We start from the raw sequence: 20,129 nt of genomic DNA on the forward strand, positions 1-20,129 counted from the left end.
GGAGGATCGCGGGGGCCAGGGGCGCAGCTTCAAGCGGAGTGCTTGAGGTGTGAGTCGCAGGCTTACTTCTCGATGATCGCGAGCACGTCGCGAGCCGAGAGGACGAGGTACTCGTCGCCGTTGTACTTCACCTCGGTGCCGCCGTACTTGCTGTAGAGCACGACGTCGCCGACCTTGACGTCGAGCGGCAGGCGCTCGCCGTTCTCGAAACGGCCCGGGCCCACGGCGAGGACGGCGCCCTCCTGGGGCTTCTCCTTCGCGGTGTCCGGGATGACCAGGCCGGAGGCCGTGGTCTGCTCGGCGTCGAGCGGCTGGACCACGATGCGGTCCTCAAGCGGCTTGATGGCAACCTTGGAGCTGGCGGTCGTCACGATCCGACCTCCCCCTTCGGAGATCTCACGGGGTTAACTGTCTGAGGTGGCGACCAGGTCGATCCGTCGTCGCGGGTGCCGGACCTGCCCGTCGCGTTGTTGGCACTCTCATCTGCCGAGTGCCAGAGCCGAGACTATGACCGGGATTAGCACTCGGTCAAGCGGAGTGCCAATCGCCTGCGGCGCGGCGCGGAAAAAGACCGGGTTGCGCGGTGTTGTGGTGACCGTCCCCGGGGGCTGCCGCCCCCGGACTCCCGCTTGTCGGCCTTCGGCCTCGTCCTCGAACGCCGGACGGGCTGAACGGGTGGCTGAGCGCCGTCCTCGACAGCAGCCGGACGGGATGCATGGGTGACCGGGCGCCGTCGCCACACGCCGGACCGGTGGCGGCGAGGTGGGCGGGCGGCTGAACGGGTGGCCCAACACCGTCGTCACATGCCGGACCAACCCCGTCTACAGGTAGTCCTCCAGCCGGCCCACCGTCAGGCCCGCCGCCTGCACCCGGCGCAGCAGGCGGGCGGTGCGCTCCCTGAGGGGCGGGCCGAGGGCCTCGTCGGGGCCCACCAGGATGACGTCGCCGGGGCGGAGCTGTCTGTCGCCGGTCCGGTAGGTGATGCCGTCGGGGGTCGTCGCCGCCCGCCACAGCACCACCGCGGCGACTCCGCAGGCCTCCGCGGCGCGCAGGGTGGCGGTGTCGTAGGTGCCGTAGGGCGGGCGGAAGAGGCGGGGCCGGATGCCGAAGCGGGACTTCAGCTTCTCCTGCTGGCCGCAGATCTCGGCGCGCTGGCCGGCGTAGGGCAGGCCCGGCATGGCCGGGTGGTCGAGGGTGTGGTTCTCGACGCTCGCGCCGACCGACTGGAGGCGGGCGAAGTGGCCGTAGCCGGGGCCGACCACGCTGTCCGTGAGGAACATGCTCACCGGCAGCCGCAGTTCGCGGACCATGTCGACGAAGCGGGGGTCCTTCTCGGCGCCGTCGTCGTAGGTCAGGAAGACCACCCGGTCGGAGGTGGGGACGTGGTCGACGACCGGAGGGAGGGCGGTGCGCAAGGACAGCGGGTGCAGCGGCGGGCGGGGCGCCGGGGCGAGGGGCTCGGTCAGGCCCCACCGGCGGTACGGCGGCTCGCCGGACGGGCCGTGCGGGTGCACCCGGTCGGCGGCCTTGCGGCCGAGCCGTTCGATGGGGTCGACGGACGGTGCGCACGCGGACATGCACGCCGACAGGACGAGGGCGGCGGCCAGGACAGCGGCCGTCGCCCTCGGTCGGCTCACAGGTAGTCCTCCAGGCGCGCCACCGCGTAGCCGTCACGGGTGACCTTGTTCAGGAAGCGGCGCATGTCGTCGACCATGGTGCCGTCCCAGTCGTCGCGGCCCCGGAAGTGCGTGAGGACGATGTCACCGGGGTGCAGCGAGCGGTCCCACTCGCGGTACTCCCAGTGGTCGACGAACACCTCCTCGTCCCAGATCGGCGCGTACTTGATGCCGCAGGCCTTGGCGGCGCGCAGGGTGTCGCCGTTGTAGTTGCCGTAGGGCGGCCGGAAGACCGTCGGCGCCTTGCCGAACTGCCGCTTCATGATGTCCTGCATGCCGCAGATCTCGTGCTTCTGCTCGTCGTAGGTCAGACCGGGCAGGTAGGGGTGGGTGAGGGTGTGGTTGTTGAGGGTGTGGCCCTCGGCCTGCATCCGGCGGAAGTAGCCGTAGTCGTCCTTGACCAGGTAGTTGCTGAGGAACGCGGTGTAGGGGATGTGCAGTTCGCCCATCATCCGAAGGAAGTCCGGGTCCTTCTCGGCGCCGTCGTCGATGGTGAGGAAGACGACCTTCTTCCTGGTCGGGATCGTGGTGAAGACCGGGGGCAGGTCGTCCTCGACCTGGCCGTCCACCTCGAAACCGTCGCGAGCGGTGATCGTCGGCTTGTGCTTCGGCGGGGCCGGGGGCCGCAACGGGACCGCGTCGAGACCCCAGCGCCGGGCGGCGGCGACCAGGGCGGCGTGGTCGTCGGGGGCGGCGGCCGCCCGGTGGGCCTGCTGGCCCGCGGCGGGCCGGACCGCGGCCTCGTCCCCCGGCCCGGCGCAGCCGGAGACGACGGCGACGGCCGCTACGGCGGCGAGAGCGGCCATGGCCGAAACCACCCTATTTTTGTCATTTTGTACGACTGCTCGCATGGCCTCGGATCTTTCCAGCCCTCTCCCCGGAACCCCGGCAGACACCTCGGCCGGAGGCGAACCGTCAACCGACTGGCCGACAATGACCCGGTGACCGACCTCCTCTCCCCCCTCCTCACCCCCGAGGGCCACGCCCTGCTCGACCAGGTGCGTGGCACCGCGCCCGCCGACGAGCTGGCCGTGGCCACCCGGCTGCGCCGCGAGCACCCCGCCGAGCTGGTGTCGGCGGCGCTGGCCCAGGCCCGGCTGCGGCAGCGGGCGGCGGCGAAGTTCGGGGAGGCGGACGCGGACCGCATGTTCTTCACCCCGAACGGGGTCGAGCAGTCGACGCGGGCGACCGTCGCCGCGTACCGGGCCGAGCGGCTGAAGGCGCTCGGGGTGACCTCGGTGGCGGACCTGTGCTGCGGGATCGGGGGCGACGCGATCGCGCTCGCGCGGGCCGGCATCCGGGTCCTCGCCGTGGACCGGGACCCGGTGACGGCGGCCACCGCCCGCGCGAACGCCGAGGCGCTCGGCCTCGCGGACCTGATCGAGGTCCGGGAGGCGGACGTCCAGGAGGTGGACACCGCCGGCCACGACGCCGTCTTCGTCGACCCGGCCCGGCGCGGCGGCCGCGGCCGCATCTTCGACCCGGAGGCCTACTCACCGCCCCTGTCCTGGGCGGTGGCGACCGCCTCGACGGCCCGGGTGGCCGCCCTGAAGATCGCCCCCGGCATCCCGCACGAGGCGGTTCCGGCGGCGGCCGAGGCGGAGTGGATCTCGGACGGCGGCGATGTGAAGGAGGCCGTCCTCTGGTTCGGCACCGGCGCCCCGGGGGCCGTCCGCGCCACCCTCCTCCCCGGCCCGCGCACCCTGCTCGGCCGCGGCCTGCCCGACCCCGCCGTCCGCCCGGTCGGCCGTTACCTCTACGAACCGGACGGCGCCGTCATCCGCGCCCACCTGGTCGCCGAGGCGGCCGGGGAACTGGCCGGCGGCCTCATCGACCCCACGATCGCGTACGTCACGGCCGACACGCTCCGGGCCACCGATTACGCCACGGCGTACGAGATCACCGACGAACTCCCCTTCAACGTCAAGAAGCTGAAGGCCCTGCTGCGCGAGCGCGGGGTCGGGAACCTGACCGTGAAGAAGCGCGGGTCGGCGGTGGAACCGGAGGAACTGCGCAGGAAGGTCAAGCCGCAGGGCCCGAACGCGGCGACCGTGTTCCTGACCCGGGTGGCCGGGGCGCCCACCATGCTGCTCGGCCACCCTGCCCGGCCCTAGGACCGGGCCTCCGCCGCCCGCCGCAGCAGCAGCTCCCGTTCCCGCTCGTTGCGGGCGAGGCCCGCGGCCCGTTCGAACTCCGCGCGGGCCTCGGCCGTGCGCCCGAGGCGGGCCAGCAGGTCGCCGCGGACGCTCGGCAGCAGGTGGTAGCCGCTCAGGGCGGGTTCGGCGGTCAGCGGGTCCACGATCGCGAGGGCCGCCGCCGGGCCGTCCGCCATCGACACGGCCACCGCACGGTTCAGCTCGACGACCGGGGACGGGGAGCGGGCCGCCAGCAGCCCGTACAGGGTGGCGATGGACCTCCAGTCGGTCTCCTCGTACGTGTAAGCGTGCGCGTGGCAGGCCGCGATGGCCGCCTGGAGGGCGTACGGCCCCGGCGCGCCGGTCGCCGTGGCGTCCGCGCGGGCCAGGGCCCTGATGCCGCGGGCGATGAGCATGCGGTTCCAGCGGCGGCGGTTCTGGTCCCTGAGCAGGACCATTTCGCCGTCGGGCCCGGTGCGGGCGGCCGTACGGGAGGACTGGAACTCCAGGAGGGAGGTGAGGGCGTGCACCTCCGGTTCCTTCGGCATCAGGGCGGACAGGACGCGGGCCAGCCGCAGTGCGTCCTCGCAGAGCGACGGGCGCAGCCAGTCGTCGCCCGCCGTGGCCGCGTAGCCCTCGTTGTGGATCAGGTAGATGACGTCCAGGACCGAGCCGAGGCGGGCCTCGCGGTCGGGCCCGTACGGCACCTCGAAGGCGACGTTCCTCGTCGCGAGGGTGCGTTTGGCGCGGACGATGCGCTGGGCGACCGTCGGCTCGGGGACCAGGAAGGCGCGGGCGATCTCGGCCGTGGTCAGGCCGCCGAGGAGGCGCAGGGTCAGGGCCGTGCGGGCCTCGGGCGAGAGCACCGGGTGGCAGGTGGTGAAGACGAGCCGGAGCAGGTCGTCGTCGATGTCCTCCGGGTCGGCGGGCTCCTCGGGCGGGGCCGTCGTCTCGGTGGCGCGGCCGATCTCGGCGAGCTTACGGGCGTAGTTCTCCCGGCGCCGGACCAGGTCGACGGCGCGGTGGCGGGCGGTCGTCATGAGCCAGGCGCCCGGGTTGTCGGGCACGCCGTCCCGCGGCCACTGCTCCAGGGCGGCGACCAGCGCGTCCTGCGCCAGCTCCTCCGCGATCCCGACGTCCCGGACGATCCGGGCGACGCCGGCGATCACGCGGGGCGATTCGAGCCGGAAGACGGTCTCGATGGCGTGGCGGGGATCGGCCGCGGCGCAGGCGGCGGGCTCGGCGGGGGGCTGTGTGCTCACAGCCCCCCATGCAACACCCGCCACCGGGCGTACGCCAGGAGGATCAGCCCTCCGCGATCTCCCGGACCTCGCAGGTCACGGTCCAGAACTCCTCGTGCACCTTGAGGAACCGCTTGGTCCACTCCAGGGCCTCGGCCTTGTCCTTGCACTGCATGATCGCGTAGCCGCCGACGACCTCCTTGGACTCGGTGAACGGTCCGTCGGTGACGGAGATCTTCCCGCCCTCCCAGTGCACGCGGGTGCCCTGGGCGGTCGGCGTGAGGCCCGCGGTGTCCAGCATCACGCCGGCCTTGGTGATCTCCTCGATCAGCTCGCCCATCCGCTGCATCAGCTCCTGGCTGGGGCCTTCGGCGGGGGCGGTGCTCTCGTCGATCTTCACGAGCGACAGGTAACGGGGCATGGTGGCTCCTGTTGGTCCGGTGCGGTGCGGGGTCGCTCCCCGCATCTCACCCTTGCGTCGAACGGCCCGCCCCCGGATCGACACGCGCACCGGAATTCCCCGAAGTTTTTTTCCGGGAGGTTTTCCGGCCCCTGCGCAGGACCTACCGCAGGGACGCCCACAGCTCGCTCGCCGCCGGCTCCTTCGCGATCACCCGGTTGTGGTCGGAGGGCGCGGTCACCACCGGCATCATCACCGTCTTCGTGTGGTCGGAGGTCAGTCCCTTCAGGCTCTGCCCGAGCCGCATCAGCTCGCTGAGCGAGTCCAGGCCGGTGTCGGTGGTGAGGCTGGAGGTGACCGCGTCGGCGACCTCGTAGAGCTTGCCCGGGTTGGTCAGCAGGCTGATGGAGGCGATCCGGTCGAGGAGGGCCTTCACCAGTTTCTGCTGGAGGCCTATCCGGCCCAGGTCGCTGCCGTCGCCTATGCCGTGCCGGGTGCGGGCGAGTGCCAGGGCCTGGGTGCCGTCAAGGTGGTGGGTGCCCTTCTTCAGGTGCAGGTGGCTGTCGTCGTCGTCGATGTCCTGGTCGGTGGTGACGGTCACCCCGCCGAGCGCGTCGACGAGCTTCGCGAAGCCCGAGAAGTCGATCTCCAGGTAGTGGTCCATACGGACGCCGGTGATCGACTCGACCGTCTTGACCGCGCACACCGCCCCGCCCACCGAGTAGGCGCTGTTGAACATCGCGTTGTAGGCGACGGACGTCGAGCCGCCGGAGGAGAGCGGGCAGGAGGGCCGGGTGACCAGGGTGTCGCGCGGGATGCTGACGATCGTGGCGGACGTGCGGCCGGCGTCGACGTGGACGACCATCGCGGTGTCGGAGCGGGCGCCGGAACTGCTGCCGCCGCCGAGCTTCTTGTTCTCCTTGCCGCTGCGCGAGTCCGAGCCCAGCACCAGGATGTTGATCGAGCCGGTGGGCAGCGGGGAGGCGGACGCGGACGGCTCGGCCGTGGGTGTCGTCACCGCCTTCGCCGGGCGGTCGTCCCCGAGCGCGCTGTTGATGTCGACACTCTTGATGTTGTCGTTGAGGTGCCAGTAGACCCATCCAGCGCCCGCGGTGCCGAGCGTCATGACCCCCGCCAGGGTGAGGCCGACGATCTTCAGCGCTCTCGACCGCCGGCCCACCCGTCTGCCCGCGCCGCCTTGCTCCTCGTGTCCCGTCACAAGGAAGGAACGTAAGTCCGAATTATTAGGGGACTGTTAGCGCGAGCACCACGAAGAGGTTTTCTTCGGAAAATCTCACCCTTCTCACCCACGGTTCAGCCCAGGGTTCAGCCGAGGGTGACGGTGGACGCCGGACTGCTGCCGCTCCGGGACGCGTTGAACCCGAAGGTGACCGAACTCCCGTCCGCGACCGTCCCGTTGCGGGAGGCGTTGTACCAGATCGTCGACCGGTAGCTGCCGTCCTCGCTGAAGGGTTCGTTGACGACAACTTTTGGCCAGGCCCGCCTCACGCGGTCCCGGGCGCCGCCGTGCTCGACCGCACCACCAGGCTCGTCGCCAGCTCCACCCGGGTCGCGGTCGTCGCCTCCTCGACCCGCCCCATCTCCAGCACCAGCCGCGCCGCCGCCTCGGCCATCTCGGTCAGCGGCTGCCGTACGGTCGTCAGCGGCGGCCCCACCCAGCGGGCCAGCGGCAGGTCGTCGAACCCGACGACGCTGACGTCCTCCGGGATGCGCAGCCCCAGCTCACGCGCTGCCTCGTAGAGCCCGAGGGCCTGGAGGTCGTTGCCGGTGAAGATCGCGGTGGGCCGGTCCGGCATGCGCAGCAGCTCAAGGCCGAGCCGGTAGCCGGCGTCGTGGTGGAAGTCGCCGGCCTTGATCAGGGCCGGATCCACCGGCAGCCCGGCGGTCTCCAGTGCGGCCCGGTAGCCGTCCACCCGGGCCCGGCTGCACATCATCCGGGACGGCCCGCTGATCGCCCCGATGCGCCGGTGCCCCAGCTCCACCAGGTGCCGGGTGGCGGCGAGCCCGCCCTGCCAGTTGGTGGCCCCGATGGACGGCACGTCCGGCCCCGGATCCCCCGCCGGGTCCATCACCACGAACGGGATGGACCGGCTCAGCAGCAGCGCCCGCTGCGACTCGTCGAGCCCCGACAGCACCAGCACCACTCCGTGCGGCCGCCGCGCCGCCACCTGGTCCGCCCAGGTCCGCCCCGGGGTGAGCCGCCCGGCGCTCTCACTCAGCACGACGCTCAGGCCGGCGTCCCGGGCCACGTTCTCCACCCCCCGGATGACCTCCATCGCCCAGGCGCTCTCCAGCTCGTGGAAGACCAGGTCGATCAGCGGCGACCGGGAGGCCTCGGCGCGGCGCCGCCGGTAGCCGTAGGTGCGCAGCAGCTCCTCGACCCGGGTGCGGGTGGCCGGAGCGACGTCGGCGCGCCCGTTGAGGACCTTCGAAACAGTCGGAGCGGACACGCCGGCCTCACGGGCGATTTCGGCGAGTGTCGCCGACTGCGTTTCTGTGGGCTTCGAAGGCGTCATGCCCGCGATCGTATACTCGCGCTCCTTCTTGACGAAGACCTTCGCTGGCCAAAGGTTTCCGGAACATTCGGCGCGCAGTACGAAACATTCGTAGCAGGTTCGCAGGAGGAGGGCGGTCGGGCGGTGGCGGGAGTGCTGTCGCGCGCGGGCGTGTCGCGTAGGACGCCTGGCGCCGCTACGCGGAGCTGCCGCGGTTGCTCCCCCACCGCCTCTTCGGGGCGCTCAGTCCGCCGCCACCGACTCGAACCGCCACCGGTGCACCGGGCGGCTCACCAACTCCTCCGGCGGGGTGGCGAGTTCGGGCAGGTCCGGGTCGTCGTACGGCGCATCCCACCAGGTGATCACCAGCACCCGGTCCTGCGGTGCCCGGAAGGTCTCGCGGCGCAACGGGGGCGCGGGGAGCACCTGTCGCCCCGCCCAGGCCAGCAACTCCTGGCCCCGGCCCGGTACCGCCCGTGCCTCCCACATCAACGCGACCGTCACGAGTAGAGGTTCTCCTTGCTGACCTCGTGCACGTGGTCGTGGTGGTGGCTGCCGGGGACGTGCGGGTCGGTCACCGGCAGGGAGCTGTCCGCCGAGAGGTCCCAGCCGGACGGGGTCCGGTTACGGGCGACCATCTCCGCCCCGAGCGCGGCCACCATCGCGCCGTTGTCCGTGCACAGCTTCATCCGCGGCACCCGGAGCCGGATCCCGGCCGCCTCGCAGCGCTCCTGGGCGAGGGCGCGGAGCCGGGAGTTGGCGGCGACCCCGCCGCCGATCATCAGGTGGTCGACGCCCTCGTCACGGCAGGCGCGGACGGCCTTGCGGGTCAGGACGTCGACGACCGCCTCCTGGAATGAGGCGGACACGTCGCGGACCGGGACCTCCTCGCCCGCCGCCCGCTTGGCCTCGATCCAGCGGGCCACCGCCGTCTTGAGACCGGAGAAGGAGAAGTCGTACGCCGGGTCACGGGGGCCGGTGAGGCCGCGCGGGAAGGCGATCGCCGCGGGGTCGCCCTCCTTCGCGTACCGGTCGATGACCGGGCCGCCCGGGAAGCCCAGGTTCAGCACGCGCGCGATCTTGTCGAAGGCCTCGCCGGCCGCGTCGTCGATGGTCGCGCCGAGCGGCCGCACGTCGGAGGTGATGTCCGAGGACAGCAGGAGCGAGGAGTGGCCGCCGGAGACCAGCAGGGCCATCGTCGGCTCCGGGAGCGGGCCGTGTTCCAGCTGGTCGACGCAGATGTGGGAGGCGAGGTGGTTCACGCCGTAGAGCGGCTTGCCGAGCGCGTACGCGTACGCCTTCGCCGCCGAGACGCCGACCAGCAGCGCCCCTGCCAGGCCGGGACCCGCCGTGACCGCGACGCCGTCGAGGTCCTTCGCGCTCACCCCCGCGTCCTTCAGGGCCCGTTCGATGGTCGGGACCATCGCCTCCAGGTGCGCCCTGGACGCCACCTCGGGGACGACCCCCCCGAAGCGCGCGTGCTCGTCGACGGAGGAGGCGACGGCGTCGGCGAGCAGGGTGGTGCCCCGGACGATGCCGACGCCGGTCTCGTCGCAGGAGGTCTCGATCCCCAGCACCAGGGGTTCGTCAGCCATTGATCTCGGTTCCTTGTTCTGAGGTGGGCCCGGTGGCGGAGCCACTGCCGGGCTGCCCGGTCGTCAGGCGCATCACCAGGGCGTCCACGTTCCCCGGCTGGTAGTAGCCGCGCCTGAACCCGATGGGCTCGAAGCCGAACCGCTCGTAGAGCTTCTGGGCACGGATGTTGTCGACCCGGCACTCCAGCATGACCTCGGCGCACTCGAAGGCGGTCGCGGCCCGCAGCAGTTCGGTGAGCAGCTCCGCGCCGAGCCCGGTGCCCCACTGGTCACGGCGTACGGCGATGGTCTGGATGTCGCCGACCGCGCCGGAGCCGCTGTCGTCGGAGGCGCCCTGGGCGGCGAGCCCCCCGTACCCGACGATCCGGTCGCCCTCCAGGGCCACCACGTACCGCCGGGTCGCCGCGGGTCCCCTCGCGTGCGCCAGTTCGGACCAGAACATCCCCCGCGACCAGGCGTCCTCGGGGAACAGGTCCTTCTCCAGCTCCAGGACCGGGTCGATGTCCCACCAGCGCATCTCGCGCAGCTGTGCGGTCACTTCGGGGTGACCACCTTGTAGTTCTTGGGCACCTGGGCGTCCGGCCGGCGCAGGTACAGCGGCCGGGGCGCGGGCAGCTCCTCGCCCGCGGCCAGCTTCGCGACGGCCAGCGACGCCAGGGCCGCGGCGGAGACGTGCTCGGGTTCGTGGACGACCGGGAAGGTGTCGGGGTAGAGCAGAGCCCCGGCGCCGACGGCGGGCAGCCCCGCGACCTTCTCGGCGATGTCGCCCGGCCGGTCCACGGCCGGGTCCGTGCGCCGGGTGCGCGAGTCCTCGTACACCGCCCAGTAGACCTCTTTGCGGCGGGCGTCGGTCGCGACGACGAACGGGCCCTTCTCGATGTCGGCCGCGTACGCGAGCCCGTCGAGTGTGCACAGTCCGTGGACGGGCACGCCGAGCGCGAGCCCGAAGGTGTCCGCGGTCATGAGACCGACCCGCAGGCCCGTGTAGGGGCCGGGACCGATGCCGGTGACGATCTCGGTGACGGCGTCCAGCTTGACCCCGGCCTCGGCGAGGACGCGGTCGACGGCCGGCAGCAGCAGCTCGCCGTGCCGGCGCGCGTCCACCTGGCTCGACGAGGCGATGACGGCCGTACCGTCGTGCAGGGCGACGGTGACGGCGGGGGTGGCGGTATCCAGAGCGAGCAAGAGCACGCGAACAGCCTACGGCTCCGGCGCCGCGAGCACGCCCGGCCAGGTCGGACGGTCACTGACTGCTACGGTCTGTACGAAGTACGACATATACGGCGAGTCTCCCCGTGGGGCTCTACGGCAGGCAGAGGTGGCGCACGTGGCAGGGACCAGCTCGGGAGTCGTGGCAGGCCTCACCGCGGCGGCCGTCGGAGCGGTCGGTTTCCTCGCCTACCAGGCCTCGGCCACCGTCCCGCCCGGCCTCGGCAGCCGGTCGTCGGCGAGCCCCGCGCCCGGCGCGCCCGCCGCCAAGGCGCCCCGGGACCACCGCCATCCCACCGCCCTGCCGAACACGTCCGGGACGGGTGAACGGGTGGTGTACTCGGTGGACGACGACCGGGTCTGGCTCGTCAACGAGCGGGGCCGCGTCGAACGCACCTTCAAGGTGAGCCCCGGCACCATCGACCCGCCGCTCGGCGCCTACTGGGTGACGTCCCGCTCGAAGGCCGTCACCGGCACCGACGGTCTCCCCATCGAGCACGTGGTCCGCTTCACCACCACGAAGGACGGCTCCGCCATCGGCTTCAGCGCGGTCACCGCCCAACGCGCCGCCGCGCCCCCCGACCCCACGGTCAAGACGGGCGGCATCCGCGAGACCCGCGCGGACGGCAACGCGATGTGGAACTTCGCGACGATCGGCGTGAAGGTGGTCGTGATCCGCTGAACGTGAAAACGCCCCCGAGGAAGCGCCCCGAAAGGGGCGCGGGGAACTGCGCGACCAGCCCGCACCGGCCCGCACCGGCCCGCCGGCCGAACCCGCCTGAGCGCTCCACGGGAAGTCCTGCGGTCCGCCGGCTGCCGCGCCGTCGTGGCTGATCGCGCAGTCCCCGCGCCCCTACGGGGGCGCTGCCGGGCCGCAGCAGACCTCGAGGGAACCTCCTACGCAGCCTTACGGTCCTGCGTAACCGGCCCGGAAACCGGCTCCGGCGCTTTCGGCGGCCGGGACACAGCGTCAGCGGCCGCACAGGACGCCAGCAGCTCACGCATGGAGACGCCTGGGACCACGGCGACCGCGGCCGGTCGCCGCTCCTCGTGCTGGGACACGGACACGGACGCCTCCTGAAGTGCGGGGGCGGACGTAGTTAGGTAGACCTAACTACGGACTGGGTACCATGTGACCACGCCCGATACGTCCGGCGCAATATCTTGCCGACACCTTGTCGGACATGTTCCCGACGCCTTGTCGGAACGTTCACACGGTCCTCAGGCCGACAGCACCCCCAGGTCCACGCCGTCCCACCGCTCGCCCAGCCCCGTCAGGGTCACGTGCCGTACCTCGTCGGTGGTCTCGCCGACCGCCCGGTGGATGCCGACCACGAGCCGGTCGTCGGTCAGCTCCTCGACCTTGCCCTCGCCCCACTCCACGACGACCACGGACTCGGGCAGCGAGACGTCGAGGTCGAGGTCCTCCATCTCGTCGAGTCCGCCGCCCAGGCGGTACGCGTCCACATGGACGAGCGGCGGGCCGCCCCCCAGGGACGGATGCACGCGGGCGATGACGAACGTCGGCGACGTGACGGCACCGCGTACCCCGAGCCCCTCGCCCAGTCCCCGCGTCAGCGTCGTCTTGCCGGCGCCGAGCTCCCCGCTGAGCATCACCAGGTCGCCGGCGCGCAGCAACTTCGCCAGCCTGCGGCCCAGCTCCCCCATCTGCTCCGGGGAGGTGACGGTCAACTCGGTCTCAGCCTGGCTGTGCCGTGCTGCTGGTGCTTCCATAGCCACTTACGGTAGCCCCTGCCGGCACGGCACCCGCGCGGGTGAGCAGGTCGGCGAGGCGGTCGGTGACCACTTCCGGGTGTTCCAGCATGACCAGGTGCCCGGCGTCCGCGACGAGCACCAGTTCGGCGTCGGGCAGCAGGTCGGCGATGACCTCGCTGTGCTCGCTGGGCGTGACGAGGTCCTGCACCCCGGCCAGCACCAGCACCGGCAGGTTCTGGAAGTAGGCGAGGGCCGCGGTCTTGTCGTGGTCGGTGAAGGCCGGGTAGAACTCGGCGACCACGTCGATCGGCGTCGACTCGATCATCCGCTCCGCGAACCGCTCCACCGCCGGGTCGACGTCCTTGGACGCGAACGAGTACCGCTTGATGATCCCGGCGAAGAGATCCGCGGTGACCCGCCGCCCCTTCTCCACCAGCGCGGCCTGCGTGCCCAGCGCCTTCAGCACCCCGGGCAGCACCCGGCGCACCACGTTCACGCCGGCGACCGGCAGCCCGAAGTTGACCTCGCCGAGCCGCCCGGACGAGGTGCCGACGAAGGCGGTGGCGACCACCCGCTCACGGATCAGGTCGGGGTACTGCGCGGCCAGCGCCATCACCGTCATGCCGCCCATGGAGTGCCCGACCAGCACGATCGGCCCCTCCGGCACCGCCGCGTCCAGGACGGCCTTCAGGTCCCGGCCCAGCTGGTCGATGGTGAGCTCCACCCCGTCCTCGTGCTGGGCGACGCCCCGCCCGGAGCGGCCGTGGCTGCGCTGGTCCCAGTGCACGGTGCGCACGACGCCGCGCAGGGCCGCCCGCTGGAAGTGCCAGGAGTCCTGGTTGAGGCAGTAGCCGTGGCTGAAGACGACGGTGACGGGCGCGGGCGCCTTGCGGCCGAAGAGCCGGCGGCGGCGCGGCGAGACGGCGGGGCCGGGGTCGGGGACCACCTCGTCGACCTCGTAGTACAGCTCGGTGCCGTCGTCGGCGAACGCCTTGCCGGGGGTGCCGCGCAGGGTGCCGTACGGGCCCGCCGAGTCCAGAGCCAGGCGGGCCTTGCGGCGCATCCCGCGGCCGACGGTCATCCGCTCCACGGCGACACCGGCGGCCGCCCCGGCGGCGAGCACTCCTATGGCGGCGCCGGCGACGCCCGTCACCTTGCGCCAGCTGCCGGAGGCCGCCCCCGTGGCCGAGGCGACGACGGCCGCCGCGGCGGCTTCCGCTACGGCCTCCGCACTGCTCTCGCTCACGTACCGCTCCTCTTCGCCGTACTGCAGTTCGCTGACTAGCTGACACGGGTGACGCTGACGCGACGCATGGTGCCGTTGTTGCCGGTGTTGCGGTTGATACAGGTGTAACCGGGTCGTGCCGCCGCCGAACCCCTGGGGTCAGGCGTCGCCCCCTGGTTCTTGCCCATTCGGTTCCCCGTTCACATAGACGCGGGGTACCCGGGTTCCGATGCGCGTGACGATTTCGTATGCGATCGTGCCCGCGGCCTGGGCCCAGTCCTCGGCGGTGGGCTCGCCCCGGTCGCCCGGACCGAACAGCACCGCCTCCGCGCCGACTTCGGGCTCGTCGCCGCCGAGGTCCACGACGAACTGGTCCATGGCGATGCGCCCGGCGGCCGTCCGCCACTTGCCGCCCACCAGCACGGGCCCGGTGCCGGAGGCGTGCCGCGGGATACCGTCCGCGTAGCCGACGGGGACGAGTCCGAGGGTGGTCTCGCCGGGCGTGACGTAGTGGTGCCCGTAGCTGACCCCGTGCCCGCCCGGTACGTGCTTCACGAGGGCGAGCGAGGCGGACAGCGTCATCACGGGGCGCAGCCCGAAGTCGGCCGCGCTGCCCAGCTCGGGGCTGGGCGAGAGGCCGTAGAGCGCGATGCCCGTACGGACCAGGTCGAAATGGGTCTCGGGGAGGGTGAGGGTGGCCGGCGAGTTGGCGATGTGCCGCACCTCGGGGCGCACGCCCTGCCCCTCCGCGTACCCGAGGAGCTCGCGGAAGAGGGTGAGCTGGGCGGCGACGGAGGGGTGGCCCGGCTCGTCGGCGCAGGCGAAGTGCGACCACAGTCCGGTGATCCGGAGCAGTCCCGCGGCCTCGGCGCGCAGCGCCTCGCGGACCAGCTCGGGCCAGTCGGCGGGCTGGCAGCCGTTGCGCCCGAGCCCGGTGTCGGCCTTGAGCTGCACGCGGGCCGGGCGTCCTGCCGCCCGCGCCGCCTCGGTCACCTCGCGCAGGGCCCACATGCCGCTCACCGACACGTCGAGGCCGGCCTCGATCGCCTCCCGCCAGGGGCCGCCCGGCGTCCACAGCCAGCACATGATCCGCACGTCCGCGGGCAGCCCGGGGTCCGCGCGCAGCGCCAGGGCCTCCTCCGGGGTGGCGGTGCCCAGCCAGCTCGCGCCCGCCTCGACGGCCGCGCGAGCACACCGCAGGGCCCCGTGGCCGTACGCGTCGGACTTCACCACGGCCATCAGGGCCGCGCCCGGCGCGAGGGCACGCAGGGTCCGCGCATTGGCCCGCAGGGCGGCCAGGTCGATCTCGGCGCGGGCGCGCAGGGGCGCGGTCGGTGCGGTCTGCGCAGTCTGCGCCGTCGGTGTCTCACTCATCGCGCCCCCAGTGTCTCAGAGGCCTCCGACAGCCCTCAGGCACAGCCCCGGGTACCGGGCTCAGGTACCCGTACGGTGGCCCCACACGTACACCTTGTCGCCCTTCTTCAGCACGCTCCACAGTTTCTTCGCGTCGCCGAGCTTGAGGTTCACGCAGCCCCAGGAGCCGACGGTGGTGTAGATGGAGCCGTACACGGCGTGGAAGGCCTGGCCGCCGTCGAAGAACTGGGCGTAGGGCATGGGCGAGTTGTACAGCGTCGACCAGTGGTTCTTGTGCCGCCAGTAGACGGTGTGCCAGCCGGCCCGGGTCGCGTACCCCTTCCGCCCGCTGCGCATCTGCACCGGCCCGTAGACCACCTTGCTGCCCTTCTGCACCCAGGTGACCTGCCGGTTGAGGTCCACGCAGGCGACCCGGTACGACTTCACGGGGCAGTTCCCGGCGGCGTTCGGGTTCTTCTTCGCCGACAGCAGCATCATCTGGTACCAGGTCACGGGCCCGGCGAACCCGATCGCCGGCTTGATCTTGTACTTCTTCTGGAACTTCTGGATGGCCTTGCAGTCGGCGGCGGACTGCTTCCCGTCCGCCTTCAGCTTCAGCCACTGCTCGATCTGCTTCTGATACGGCCCGGTCAGCTTGGAGCAGCTCACCGTGGAGACGGCGTCGCTGAGCGGCACGTACTCGATGAGGTCGTACGTCCCGGGGGCCGCCGCCTTCGGCTCGACGGCGTCCTCCTTGGCGGTGGGCGTGTACACCTTGGGCGCCAGCATCTGGTCGGGGGTGTCGATCTGCCAGGGCTGCGCGGGACCCGGCGCGACCCCCGGCACCAGCTCCGACTCGGGGACGGCGGCGCCCGGTTCGGGGGCGGCGCCGTCCGCGGCCCCGGTCCCGGCACCGAGGCAGAGCACCGCCACGGCGACCACGAGAACCCCTGCGACCTCCCGCACCAGACCACACCGATAACGAGCGATTCGTCCACAAATCATGCGATCAGACAACCCCGCGCCACCCGAAATCCCGGGAAGCCGCGCGGCGAGGTCACCCAGGGGGCGCGGGGAGGTCACCCGGGGGGTGCAGGGCAGCGCCCCGCAAGGGGCGCGGGGAACTGCGCGCCCAGCCACGACGACGCCGCACCCGACCGCCCGGCATCGGCCGGGGTCCGGGGCGGAGCCCCGCGACGGTGCGGCCTGTCCTACCGAGTCGGGTGGGCGGGTGGGAAAACACCCCGCCACGCCGCCGGCAACTCGTCCGCGACGGCATGCGCCACCGTCGGCGCCCCCTCCGCCGCGAACCGCCCCGCGAGCCCGTGCAGATACGCCGCCACACTCCCCGCGTCCCGCCCGTCCAGCCCTGCCGCCAGCAACGACCCCGCCAGCCCCGACAGCACGTCCCCGCTCCCGGCGGTGGCGAGCCAGGGCGTCCCCGTCGCGTTCACCCGGACGGCGGACCCGTCCCCCGCCGCCACCAGCGTCGTCGACCCCTTCAGCAGCACCGTCGCCCCGTACGCCGCCGCCAGCTCCCGCACCGCCGCGAACCGGCCGGCCTCGACCTCCTCGCGCCGTACCCCCAGCAGGGCCGCTGCCTCCCCGGCGTGCGGCGTCATCAGGGTCGGCGCCGTACGGCCGCGCACCGCGTCCCGGTCGGCGAGCCGCAGCCCGTCCGCGTCGACCAGCACCGGCACGTCCGCCGCCAGCACCTCGGCGACGGCGTCGGCGTCGTCCCCGACCCCCGGCCCGGCCACCCACGCCTGCACCCGCCCGGCCTTCCGCGGTCCCCCGTCCGACACCAGCGTCTCGGGAAAGCGGGCCAGCACCTCGCCCTTGGCCGGCCCGACGTACCGTACGGCCCCGGCCCCGCCCCGCAGCGCCCCCGCGACCGCGAGCACCGCGGCCCCCGGATACCGCGCCGACCCGGCCACGATGCCCACCACCCCGCGCCGGTACTTGTCGCTCTCCGCCGACGGCACCGGCAGCAGCCGCGCCACGTCCACGTCCTGCAACGCCTCCAGCTCGGCCTCCTCGGGCAGTTCGAGCCCGATGTCGACCAGCCGCACCGAACCGGCGTACTCCCGCGCCGGATCGATCAGCAGCCCCGGCTTGTGCGTCCCGAAGGTCACGGTCAGGTCCGCCCGTACGGCCGCCCCGAGCACCTCGCCGGTGTCCGCCTCCACCCCGCTCGGCAGGTCCACGGCGACGACGGCGGCCCGGGACCGCTCCACGACCGCCACCAGTGCGGCCGCCTCGGGCCGCAGCCCGCCCTTCCCGCCGATCCCCACGATCCCGTCGACGACGAGATCGGCCCGCAGGACCAACTCCTCGGCGCCGCCGTCGCGTACGACGGTCCCCCCGGCCCGGCGCAGTGCCGCAAGACCGCCCTCGTGCGTGCGCTCCGGCGCGAGCAGCACCGCCGCGACCCCCGCCCCCCGGCGGGCCAGCCGCGCCCCGGCGTACAGGGCGTCCCCGCCGTTGTCCCCGCTGCCGACCAGCAGGACCACCCGGCTGCCGTACACCCGTCCGAGCAAGTCGGCGCAGGCGGCGGCCAGCCCGGCGGCGGCCCGCTGCATCAGCGCCCCTTCCGGCAGCCGCGCCATCAGCTCCCGCTCGGCCGTCCGTACCGTCTCCACGCTGTAAGCAGTCCGCATGCCCCGAGTCTCCCCCGGAACCCGCGGGACGCGCATCCGTCCCGCCCCGCCCGGGTCACCCCTCGGCGATCACCACCGCCGACGCCACCCCGGCGTCGTGACTGAGCGACACATGCCACGACCGCACGCCCAGTTCCGCCGCGCAGACGGCCACGCTGCCCTGCACCTGCAGCCGCGGCCGCCCGTTGTCCTCGACGACGACCTCCGCGTCCGTCCAGAGCAGCCCCGGCGGTGCGCCGAGCGCCTTGGCCAGCGCCTCCTTGGCCGCGAAACGCGCCGCGAGCGAGGCGACACCGCGCCGCTCCCCGCTCGGCAGATACAGCTCCCGCTCGACGAACAACCGCCCGGCCAGCCCGGGAGTCCGCTCCAGCGACTCCCGGAACCGGTCGATCTCGGCGACGTCGATGCCTACTCCGATGATGCTCATGACCTGCACCCTAAGGTCACTCCACGGTGACCGACTTGGCGAGATTCCTCGGCTGGTCCACCTCGTTGCCCCGGGCGGTGGCCAGCTCGCAGGCGAAGACCTGGAGCGGGACGGTGGCGACCAGCGGCTGGAGCAGGGTCGGGGTGGCCGGGATCCGGATCAGGTGGTCGGCGTACGGTACGACCGCCTCGTCGCCGTCCTCCGCGATCACGATGGTGCGGGCGCCGCGGGCCCGGATCTCCTGGATGTTGGACACGATCTTGTCGTGGAGGACCGAGCGGCCGCGCGGGGACGGGACCACGACGACCACCGGCAGGTCCTCCTCGATCAGCGCGATCGGCCCGTGCTTCAGCTCGCCCGCCGCGAAGCCCTCGGCGTGCATGTACGCCAGCTCCTTGAGCTTCAGGGCGCCTTCGAGGGCCACCGGGTAGCCGACGTGCCGGCCGAGGAACAGCACGGTCTTCTTGTCCGCCAGCGTCCGCGCCAGCGCCCGTACCGGCTCCATGGTCTCCAGGACCCGTTCGACCTCGCCGGAGATGTGCGAGAGGTCCCGGATCACGGCGCTGATCTCGTCGCCCCACTTGGTGCCCCGCACCTGGCCGAGGTACAGCGCCACCAGGTAGCAGGCCACCAGCTGGGTGAGGAACGCCTTGGTCGAGGCGACCGCGACCTCGGGTCCGGCGTGGGTGTACAGCACCGCGTCCGACTCGCGCGGGATCGTCGAGCCGTTGGTGTTGCAGATCGCGAGGACCTTGGAGCCCTGCTCGCGCGCGTGCCTGAGCGCCATCAGGGTGTCCATGGTCTCCCCGGACTGGGAGATGGCGATGACCAGTGAGCGCGAGTCCAGGATCGGGTCCCGGTAGCGGAACTCGCTGGCCAGCTCCACCTCGCACGGGATGCGCGTCCAGTGCTCGATGGCGTACTTGGCGATCAGGCCGGCGTGGAAGGCCGTACCGCACGCGACGATGACGACCTTGTCGACCTCCCGGAGTTCGGCGGCGCCGATCCGGACCTCGTCCAGCGTCAGCGAGCCGTTCGCGTCGATGCGGCCCAGGAGGGTGTCGGCGACCGCCTTGGGCTGCTCGGCGATCTCCTTGAGCATGAAGTAGTCATAACCCCCCTTTTCCGCTGCCGACGCGTCCCAGTCGACGTGGTACGAGCGGACGTCCGCCGGAGCGCCGTCGAAGCCGGTCACCGTCACGCCGTCCCGGCGCAGCTCCACCACCTGGTCCTGGCCCAGCTCGATCGCCGACCGCGTGTGGGCGATGAACGCGGCGACGTCCGAGGCGAGAAAGGCCTCGCCCTCTCCAACGCCCACCACGAGCGGGGAGTTCCGGCGTGCGCCGACGACCACGTCCGGGTCGTCGGCGTGCACCGCGACCAGCGTGAACGCGCCCTCCAGCCGCCGGCACACCAGCCGCATCGCCTCGGCGAGGTCGGCGGTGCCGGAGAACTCCTCGGCGAGCAGGTGCGCGACCACCTCGGTGTCCGTCTCGGACGCGAGGTCGTGCCCGCGCTCGGCCAACTCCCCGCGCAGCGCGGCGAAGTTCTCGATGATCCCGTTGTGGACGACGGCGACCCGGCCCGCGTTGTCGAGGTGCGGGTGCGCGTTGGCGTCCGTCGGGCCGCCGTGCGTGGCCCACCGGGTGTGCCCGATGCCGGTGCCACCGGCCGGCAGCGGCCGCTCCGTCAGCTCCTTCTCCAGGTTGACCAGCTTCCCGGCCTTCTTCGCCGAGGCCAGCCCGCCGTCCGCGAGCACGGCGACACCCGCCGAGTCGTACCCCCGGTACTCCAGCCGCTTGAGCCCGGCGACCACCACATCGAGCGCCGACTGCGCCCCCACGTATCCCACGATTCCACACATGAGCGGCAGCCTAAGGGCCGCTCCCCACCCGAACCCGGCTCAGCGTGCCCGAAATCGGAAATCATCCCGCCCTTACGCCCCACGATCCACACCCACCCGGCCCGCCGGACCG

General features: G+C 72.7%; 20 protein-coding genes. 2 read left to right on the forward strand and 18 right to left on the reverse strand.

Features of this window, described 5'->3' with window-relative positions:
* Window positions 1-62: 62 nt before the first annotated feature.
* The 3 genes from groES to ACZ63F_RS16140 all read right to left on the reverse strand — a co-directional run bounded on the left by groES (window position 63) and on the right by ACZ63F_RS16140 (window position 2,527).
* Window positions 63-371, reverse strand: a complete 309-nt coding sequence (gene groES, locus ACZ63F_RS16130; protein ID WP_004955293.1) for a co-chaperone GroES — start codon at window positions 369-371, stop codon at window positions 63-65.
* Window positions 372-821: 450 nt separating this feature from the next.
* Window positions 822-1,577: a polysaccharide deacetylase family protein gene (locus ACZ63F_RS16135; RefSeq protein WP_469712041.1), complete on the reverse strand. Its 756-nt coding sequence runs from the start codon at window positions 1,575-1,577 to the stop codon at window positions 822-824.
* Between the two features lie 56 nt (window positions 1,578-1,633).
* The gene (locus ACZ63F_RS16140; RefSeq protein WP_469711649.1) at window positions 1,634-2,527 is read right to left on the reverse strand and encodes a polysaccharide deacetylase family protein; all 894 of its coding nucleotides are present in this window, start codon (window positions 2,525-2,527) and stop codon (window positions 1,634-1,636) included.
* A 90-nt stretch (window positions 2,528-2,617) separates the two neighbouring features.
* On the opposite strand from ACZ63F_RS16140, the gene ACZ63F_RS16145 reads away from it, so the two are divergent.
* Window positions 2,618-3,790, forward strand: a complete 1,173-nt coding sequence (locus tag ACZ63F_RS16145; RefSeq protein ID WP_469711652.1) for a THUMP-like domain-containing protein — start codon at window positions 2,618-2,620, stop codon at window positions 3,788-3,790.
* On the opposite strand, the gene ACZ63F_RS16150 is transcribed toward ACZ63F_RS16145, so the two are convergent.
* From ACZ63F_RS16150 to tsaB, 8 genes are all read right to left on the reverse strand, one after another.
* Window positions 3,787-5,073, reverse strand: a complete 1,287-nt coding sequence (locus ACZ63F_RS16150) for an RNA polymerase sigma factor (RefSeq protein ID WP_469711654.1) — start codon at window positions 5,071-5,073, stop codon at window positions 3,787-3,789. The two genes, ACZ63F_RS16145 and ACZ63F_RS16150, sit on opposite strands and share 4 nt — an antisense overlap.
* 43 nt (window positions 5,074-5,116) lie before the next feature.
* The gene (locus ACZ63F_RS16155; RefSeq protein WP_351957624.1) at window positions 5,117-5,473 is read right to left on the reverse strand and encodes a YciI family protein; all 357 of its coding nucleotides are present in this window, start codon (window positions 5,471-5,473) and stop codon (window positions 5,117-5,119) included.
* A 142-nt stretch (window positions 5,474-5,615) separates the two neighbouring features.
* Window positions 5,616-6,671: an LCP family protein gene (locus tag ACZ63F_RS16160; protein WP_469711657.1), complete on the reverse strand. Its 1,056-nt coding sequence runs from the start codon at window positions 6,669-6,671 to the stop codon at window positions 5,616-5,618.
* Window positions 6,672-6,957: 286 nt separating this feature from the next.
* Window positions 6,958-7,989, reverse strand: a complete 1,032-nt coding sequence (locus ACZ63F_RS16165; RefSeq protein WP_469711660.1) for a LacI family DNA-binding transcriptional regulator — start codon at window positions 7,987-7,989, stop codon at window positions 6,958-6,960.
* A 222-nt stretch (window positions 7,990-8,211) separates the two neighbouring features.
* Window positions 8,212-8,472 (reverse strand): hypothetical protein, encoded by a 261-nt coding sequence (locus ACZ63F_RS16170; protein ID WP_469711663.1) that lies wholly within the window; start codon window positions 8,470-8,472, stop codon window positions 8,212-8,214.
* A complete protein-coding gene (gene tsaD / locus ACZ63F_RS16175; protein WP_351957615.1) occupies window positions 8,469-9,563 on the reverse strand; it encodes a tRNA (adenosine(37)-N6)-threonylcarbamoyltransferase complex transferase subunit TsaD in 1,095 nt (364 codons plus the stop codon). The genes ACZ63F_RS16170 and tsaD overlap by 4 nt, the downstream gene beginning before the upstream one ends.
* Window positions 9,556-10,080 carry a ribosomal protein S18-alanine N-acetyltransferase gene (gene rimI, locus ACZ63F_RS16180; RefSeq protein WP_469712043.1) on the reverse strand — a complete coding sequence of 175 codons (525 nt, stop codon included), beginning with the start codon at window positions 10,078-10,080 and terminating at the stop codon, window positions 9,556-9,558. Before rimI ends, tsaD begins: the two co-directional genes overlap by 8 nt.
* Window positions 10,081-10,097: 17 nt before the next feature.
* Window positions 10,098-10,754: a tRNA (adenosine(37)-N6)-threonylcarbamoyltransferase complex dimerization subunit type 1 TsaB gene (gene tsaB / locus ACZ63F_RS16185; RefSeq protein ID WP_352359589.1), complete on the reverse strand. Its 657-nt coding sequence runs from the start codon at window positions 10,752-10,754 to the stop codon at window positions 10,098-10,100.
* Between the two features lie 136 nt (window positions 10,755-10,890).
* Here tsaB and ACZ63F_RS16190 point away from each other — a divergent pair, with 136 nt between their 5' ends.
* Window positions 10,891-11,454, forward strand: a complete 564-nt coding sequence (locus tag ACZ63F_RS16190; RefSeq protein ID WP_469711668.1) for a hypothetical protein — start codon at window positions 10,891-10,893, stop codon at window positions 11,452-11,454.
* A gap of 539 nt (window positions 11,455-11,993) precedes the next feature.
* On the opposite strand, the gene tsaE is transcribed toward ACZ63F_RS16190, so the two are convergent.
* The 7 genes from tsaE to glmS all read right to left on the reverse strand — a co-directional run bounded on the left by tsaE (window position 11,994) and on the right by glmS (window position 20,017).
* A complete protein-coding gene (gene tsaE, locus ACZ63F_RS16195; protein ID WP_469711670.1) occupies window positions 11,994-12,506 on the reverse strand; it encodes a tRNA (adenosine(37)-N6)-threonylcarbamoyltransferase complex ATPase subunit type 1 TsaE in 513 nt (170 codons plus the stop codon).
* Window positions 12,472-13,734: an alpha/beta fold hydrolase gene (locus ACZ63F_RS16200; RefSeq protein WP_469711673.1), complete on the reverse strand. Its 1,263-nt coding sequence runs from the start codon at window positions 13,732-13,734 to the stop codon at window positions 12,472-12,474. The genes tsaE and ACZ63F_RS16200 overlap by 35 nt, the downstream gene beginning before the upstream one ends.
* Window positions 13,735-13,872: 138 nt before the next feature.
* Window positions 13,873-15,087, reverse strand: a complete 1,215-nt coding sequence (gene alr, locus ACZ63F_RS16205) for an alanine racemase (protein ID WP_469711676.1) — start codon at window positions 15,085-15,087, stop codon at window positions 13,873-13,875.
* A gap of 60 nt (window positions 15,088-15,147) precedes the next feature.
* Window positions 15,148-16,032, reverse strand: coding sequence for a L,D-transpeptidase family protein (locus ACZ63F_RS16210; protein ID WP_469711679.1), 885 nt, complete (start codon window positions 16,030-16,032; stop codon window positions 15,148-15,150).
* 245 nt (window positions 16,033-16,277) lie between these two features.
* On the reverse strand, window positions 16,278-17,726 hold the full coding sequence (locus tag ACZ63F_RS16215; protein WP_469711681.1) for an NAD(P)H-hydrate dehydratase: 1,449 nt from the start codon (window positions 17,724-17,726) through the stop codon (window positions 16,278-16,280).
* Between the two features lie 55 nt (window positions 17,727-17,781).
* Window positions 17,782-18,153 carry a holo-ACP synthase gene (locus ACZ63F_RS16220; protein WP_469711683.1) on the reverse strand — a complete coding sequence of 124 codons (372 nt, stop codon included), beginning with the start codon at window positions 18,151-18,153 and terminating at the stop codon, window positions 17,782-17,784.
* A 16-nt stretch (window positions 18,154-18,169) separates the two neighbouring features.
* Window positions 18,170-20,017 (reverse strand): glutamine--fructose-6-phosphate transaminase (isomerizing), encoded by a 1,848-nt coding sequence (gene glmS, locus ACZ63F_RS16225; RefSeq protein ID WP_469711688.1) that lies wholly within the window; start codon window positions 20,015-20,017, stop codon window positions 18,170-18,172.
* Window positions 20,018-20,129: the final 112 nt, after the last annotated feature.

Source organism: Streptomyces sp. NPDC104761 (assembly GCF_055583445.1).

Excerpts from the sequence above, each read along its gene's own strand:
- ACZ63F_RS16135 (WP_469712041.1), bottom strand. The coding sequence starts at position 1,577 with ATGTCCGCGTGCGCACCGTCCGTCGACCCCATCGAACGGCTCGGCCGC.
- ACZ63F_RS16140 (WP_469711649.1), bottom strand. The coding sequence starts at position 2,527 with ATGCGAGCAGTCGTACAAAATGACAAAAATAGGGTGGTTTCGGCCATG.
- ACZ63F_RS16220 (WP_469711683.1), bottom strand. The coding sequence starts at position 18,153 with ATGAGCATCATCGGAGTAGGCATCGACGTCGCCGAGATCGACCGGTTC.
- ACZ63F_RS16215 (WP_469711681.1), bottom strand. The coding sequence starts at position 17,726 with ATGCGGACTGCTTACAGCGTGGAGACGGTACGGACGGCCGAGCGGGAG.
- ACZ63F_RS16165 (WP_469711660.1), bottom strand. The coding sequence starts at position 7,989 with ATGACGCCTTCGAAGCCCACAGAAACGCAGTCGGCGACACTCGCCGAA.
- ACZ63F_RS16155 (WP_351957624.1), bottom strand. The coding sequence starts at position 5,473 with ATGCCCCGTTACCTGTCGCTCGTGAAGATCGACGAGAGCACCGCCCCC.
- alr (WP_469711676.1), bottom strand. The coding sequence starts at position 15,087 with ATGAGTGAGACACCGACGGCGCAGACTGCGCAGACCGCACCGACCGCG.
- rimI (WP_469712043.1), bottom strand. The coding sequence starts at position 10,080 with ATGCGCTGGTGGGACATCGACCCGGTCCTGGAGCTGGAGAAGGACCTG.
- glmS (WP_469711688.1), bottom strand. The coding sequence starts at position 20,017 with ATGTGTGGAATCGTGGGATACGTGGGGGCGCAGTCGGCGCTCGATGTG.
- tsaD (WP_351957615.1), bottom strand. The coding sequence starts at position 9,563 with ATGGCTGACGAACCCCTGGTGCTGGGGATCGAGACCTCCTGCGACGAG.
- tsaE (WP_469711670.1), bottom strand. The coding sequence starts at position 12,506 with ATGGAAGCACCAGCAGCACGGCACAGCCAGGCTGAGACCGAGTTGACC.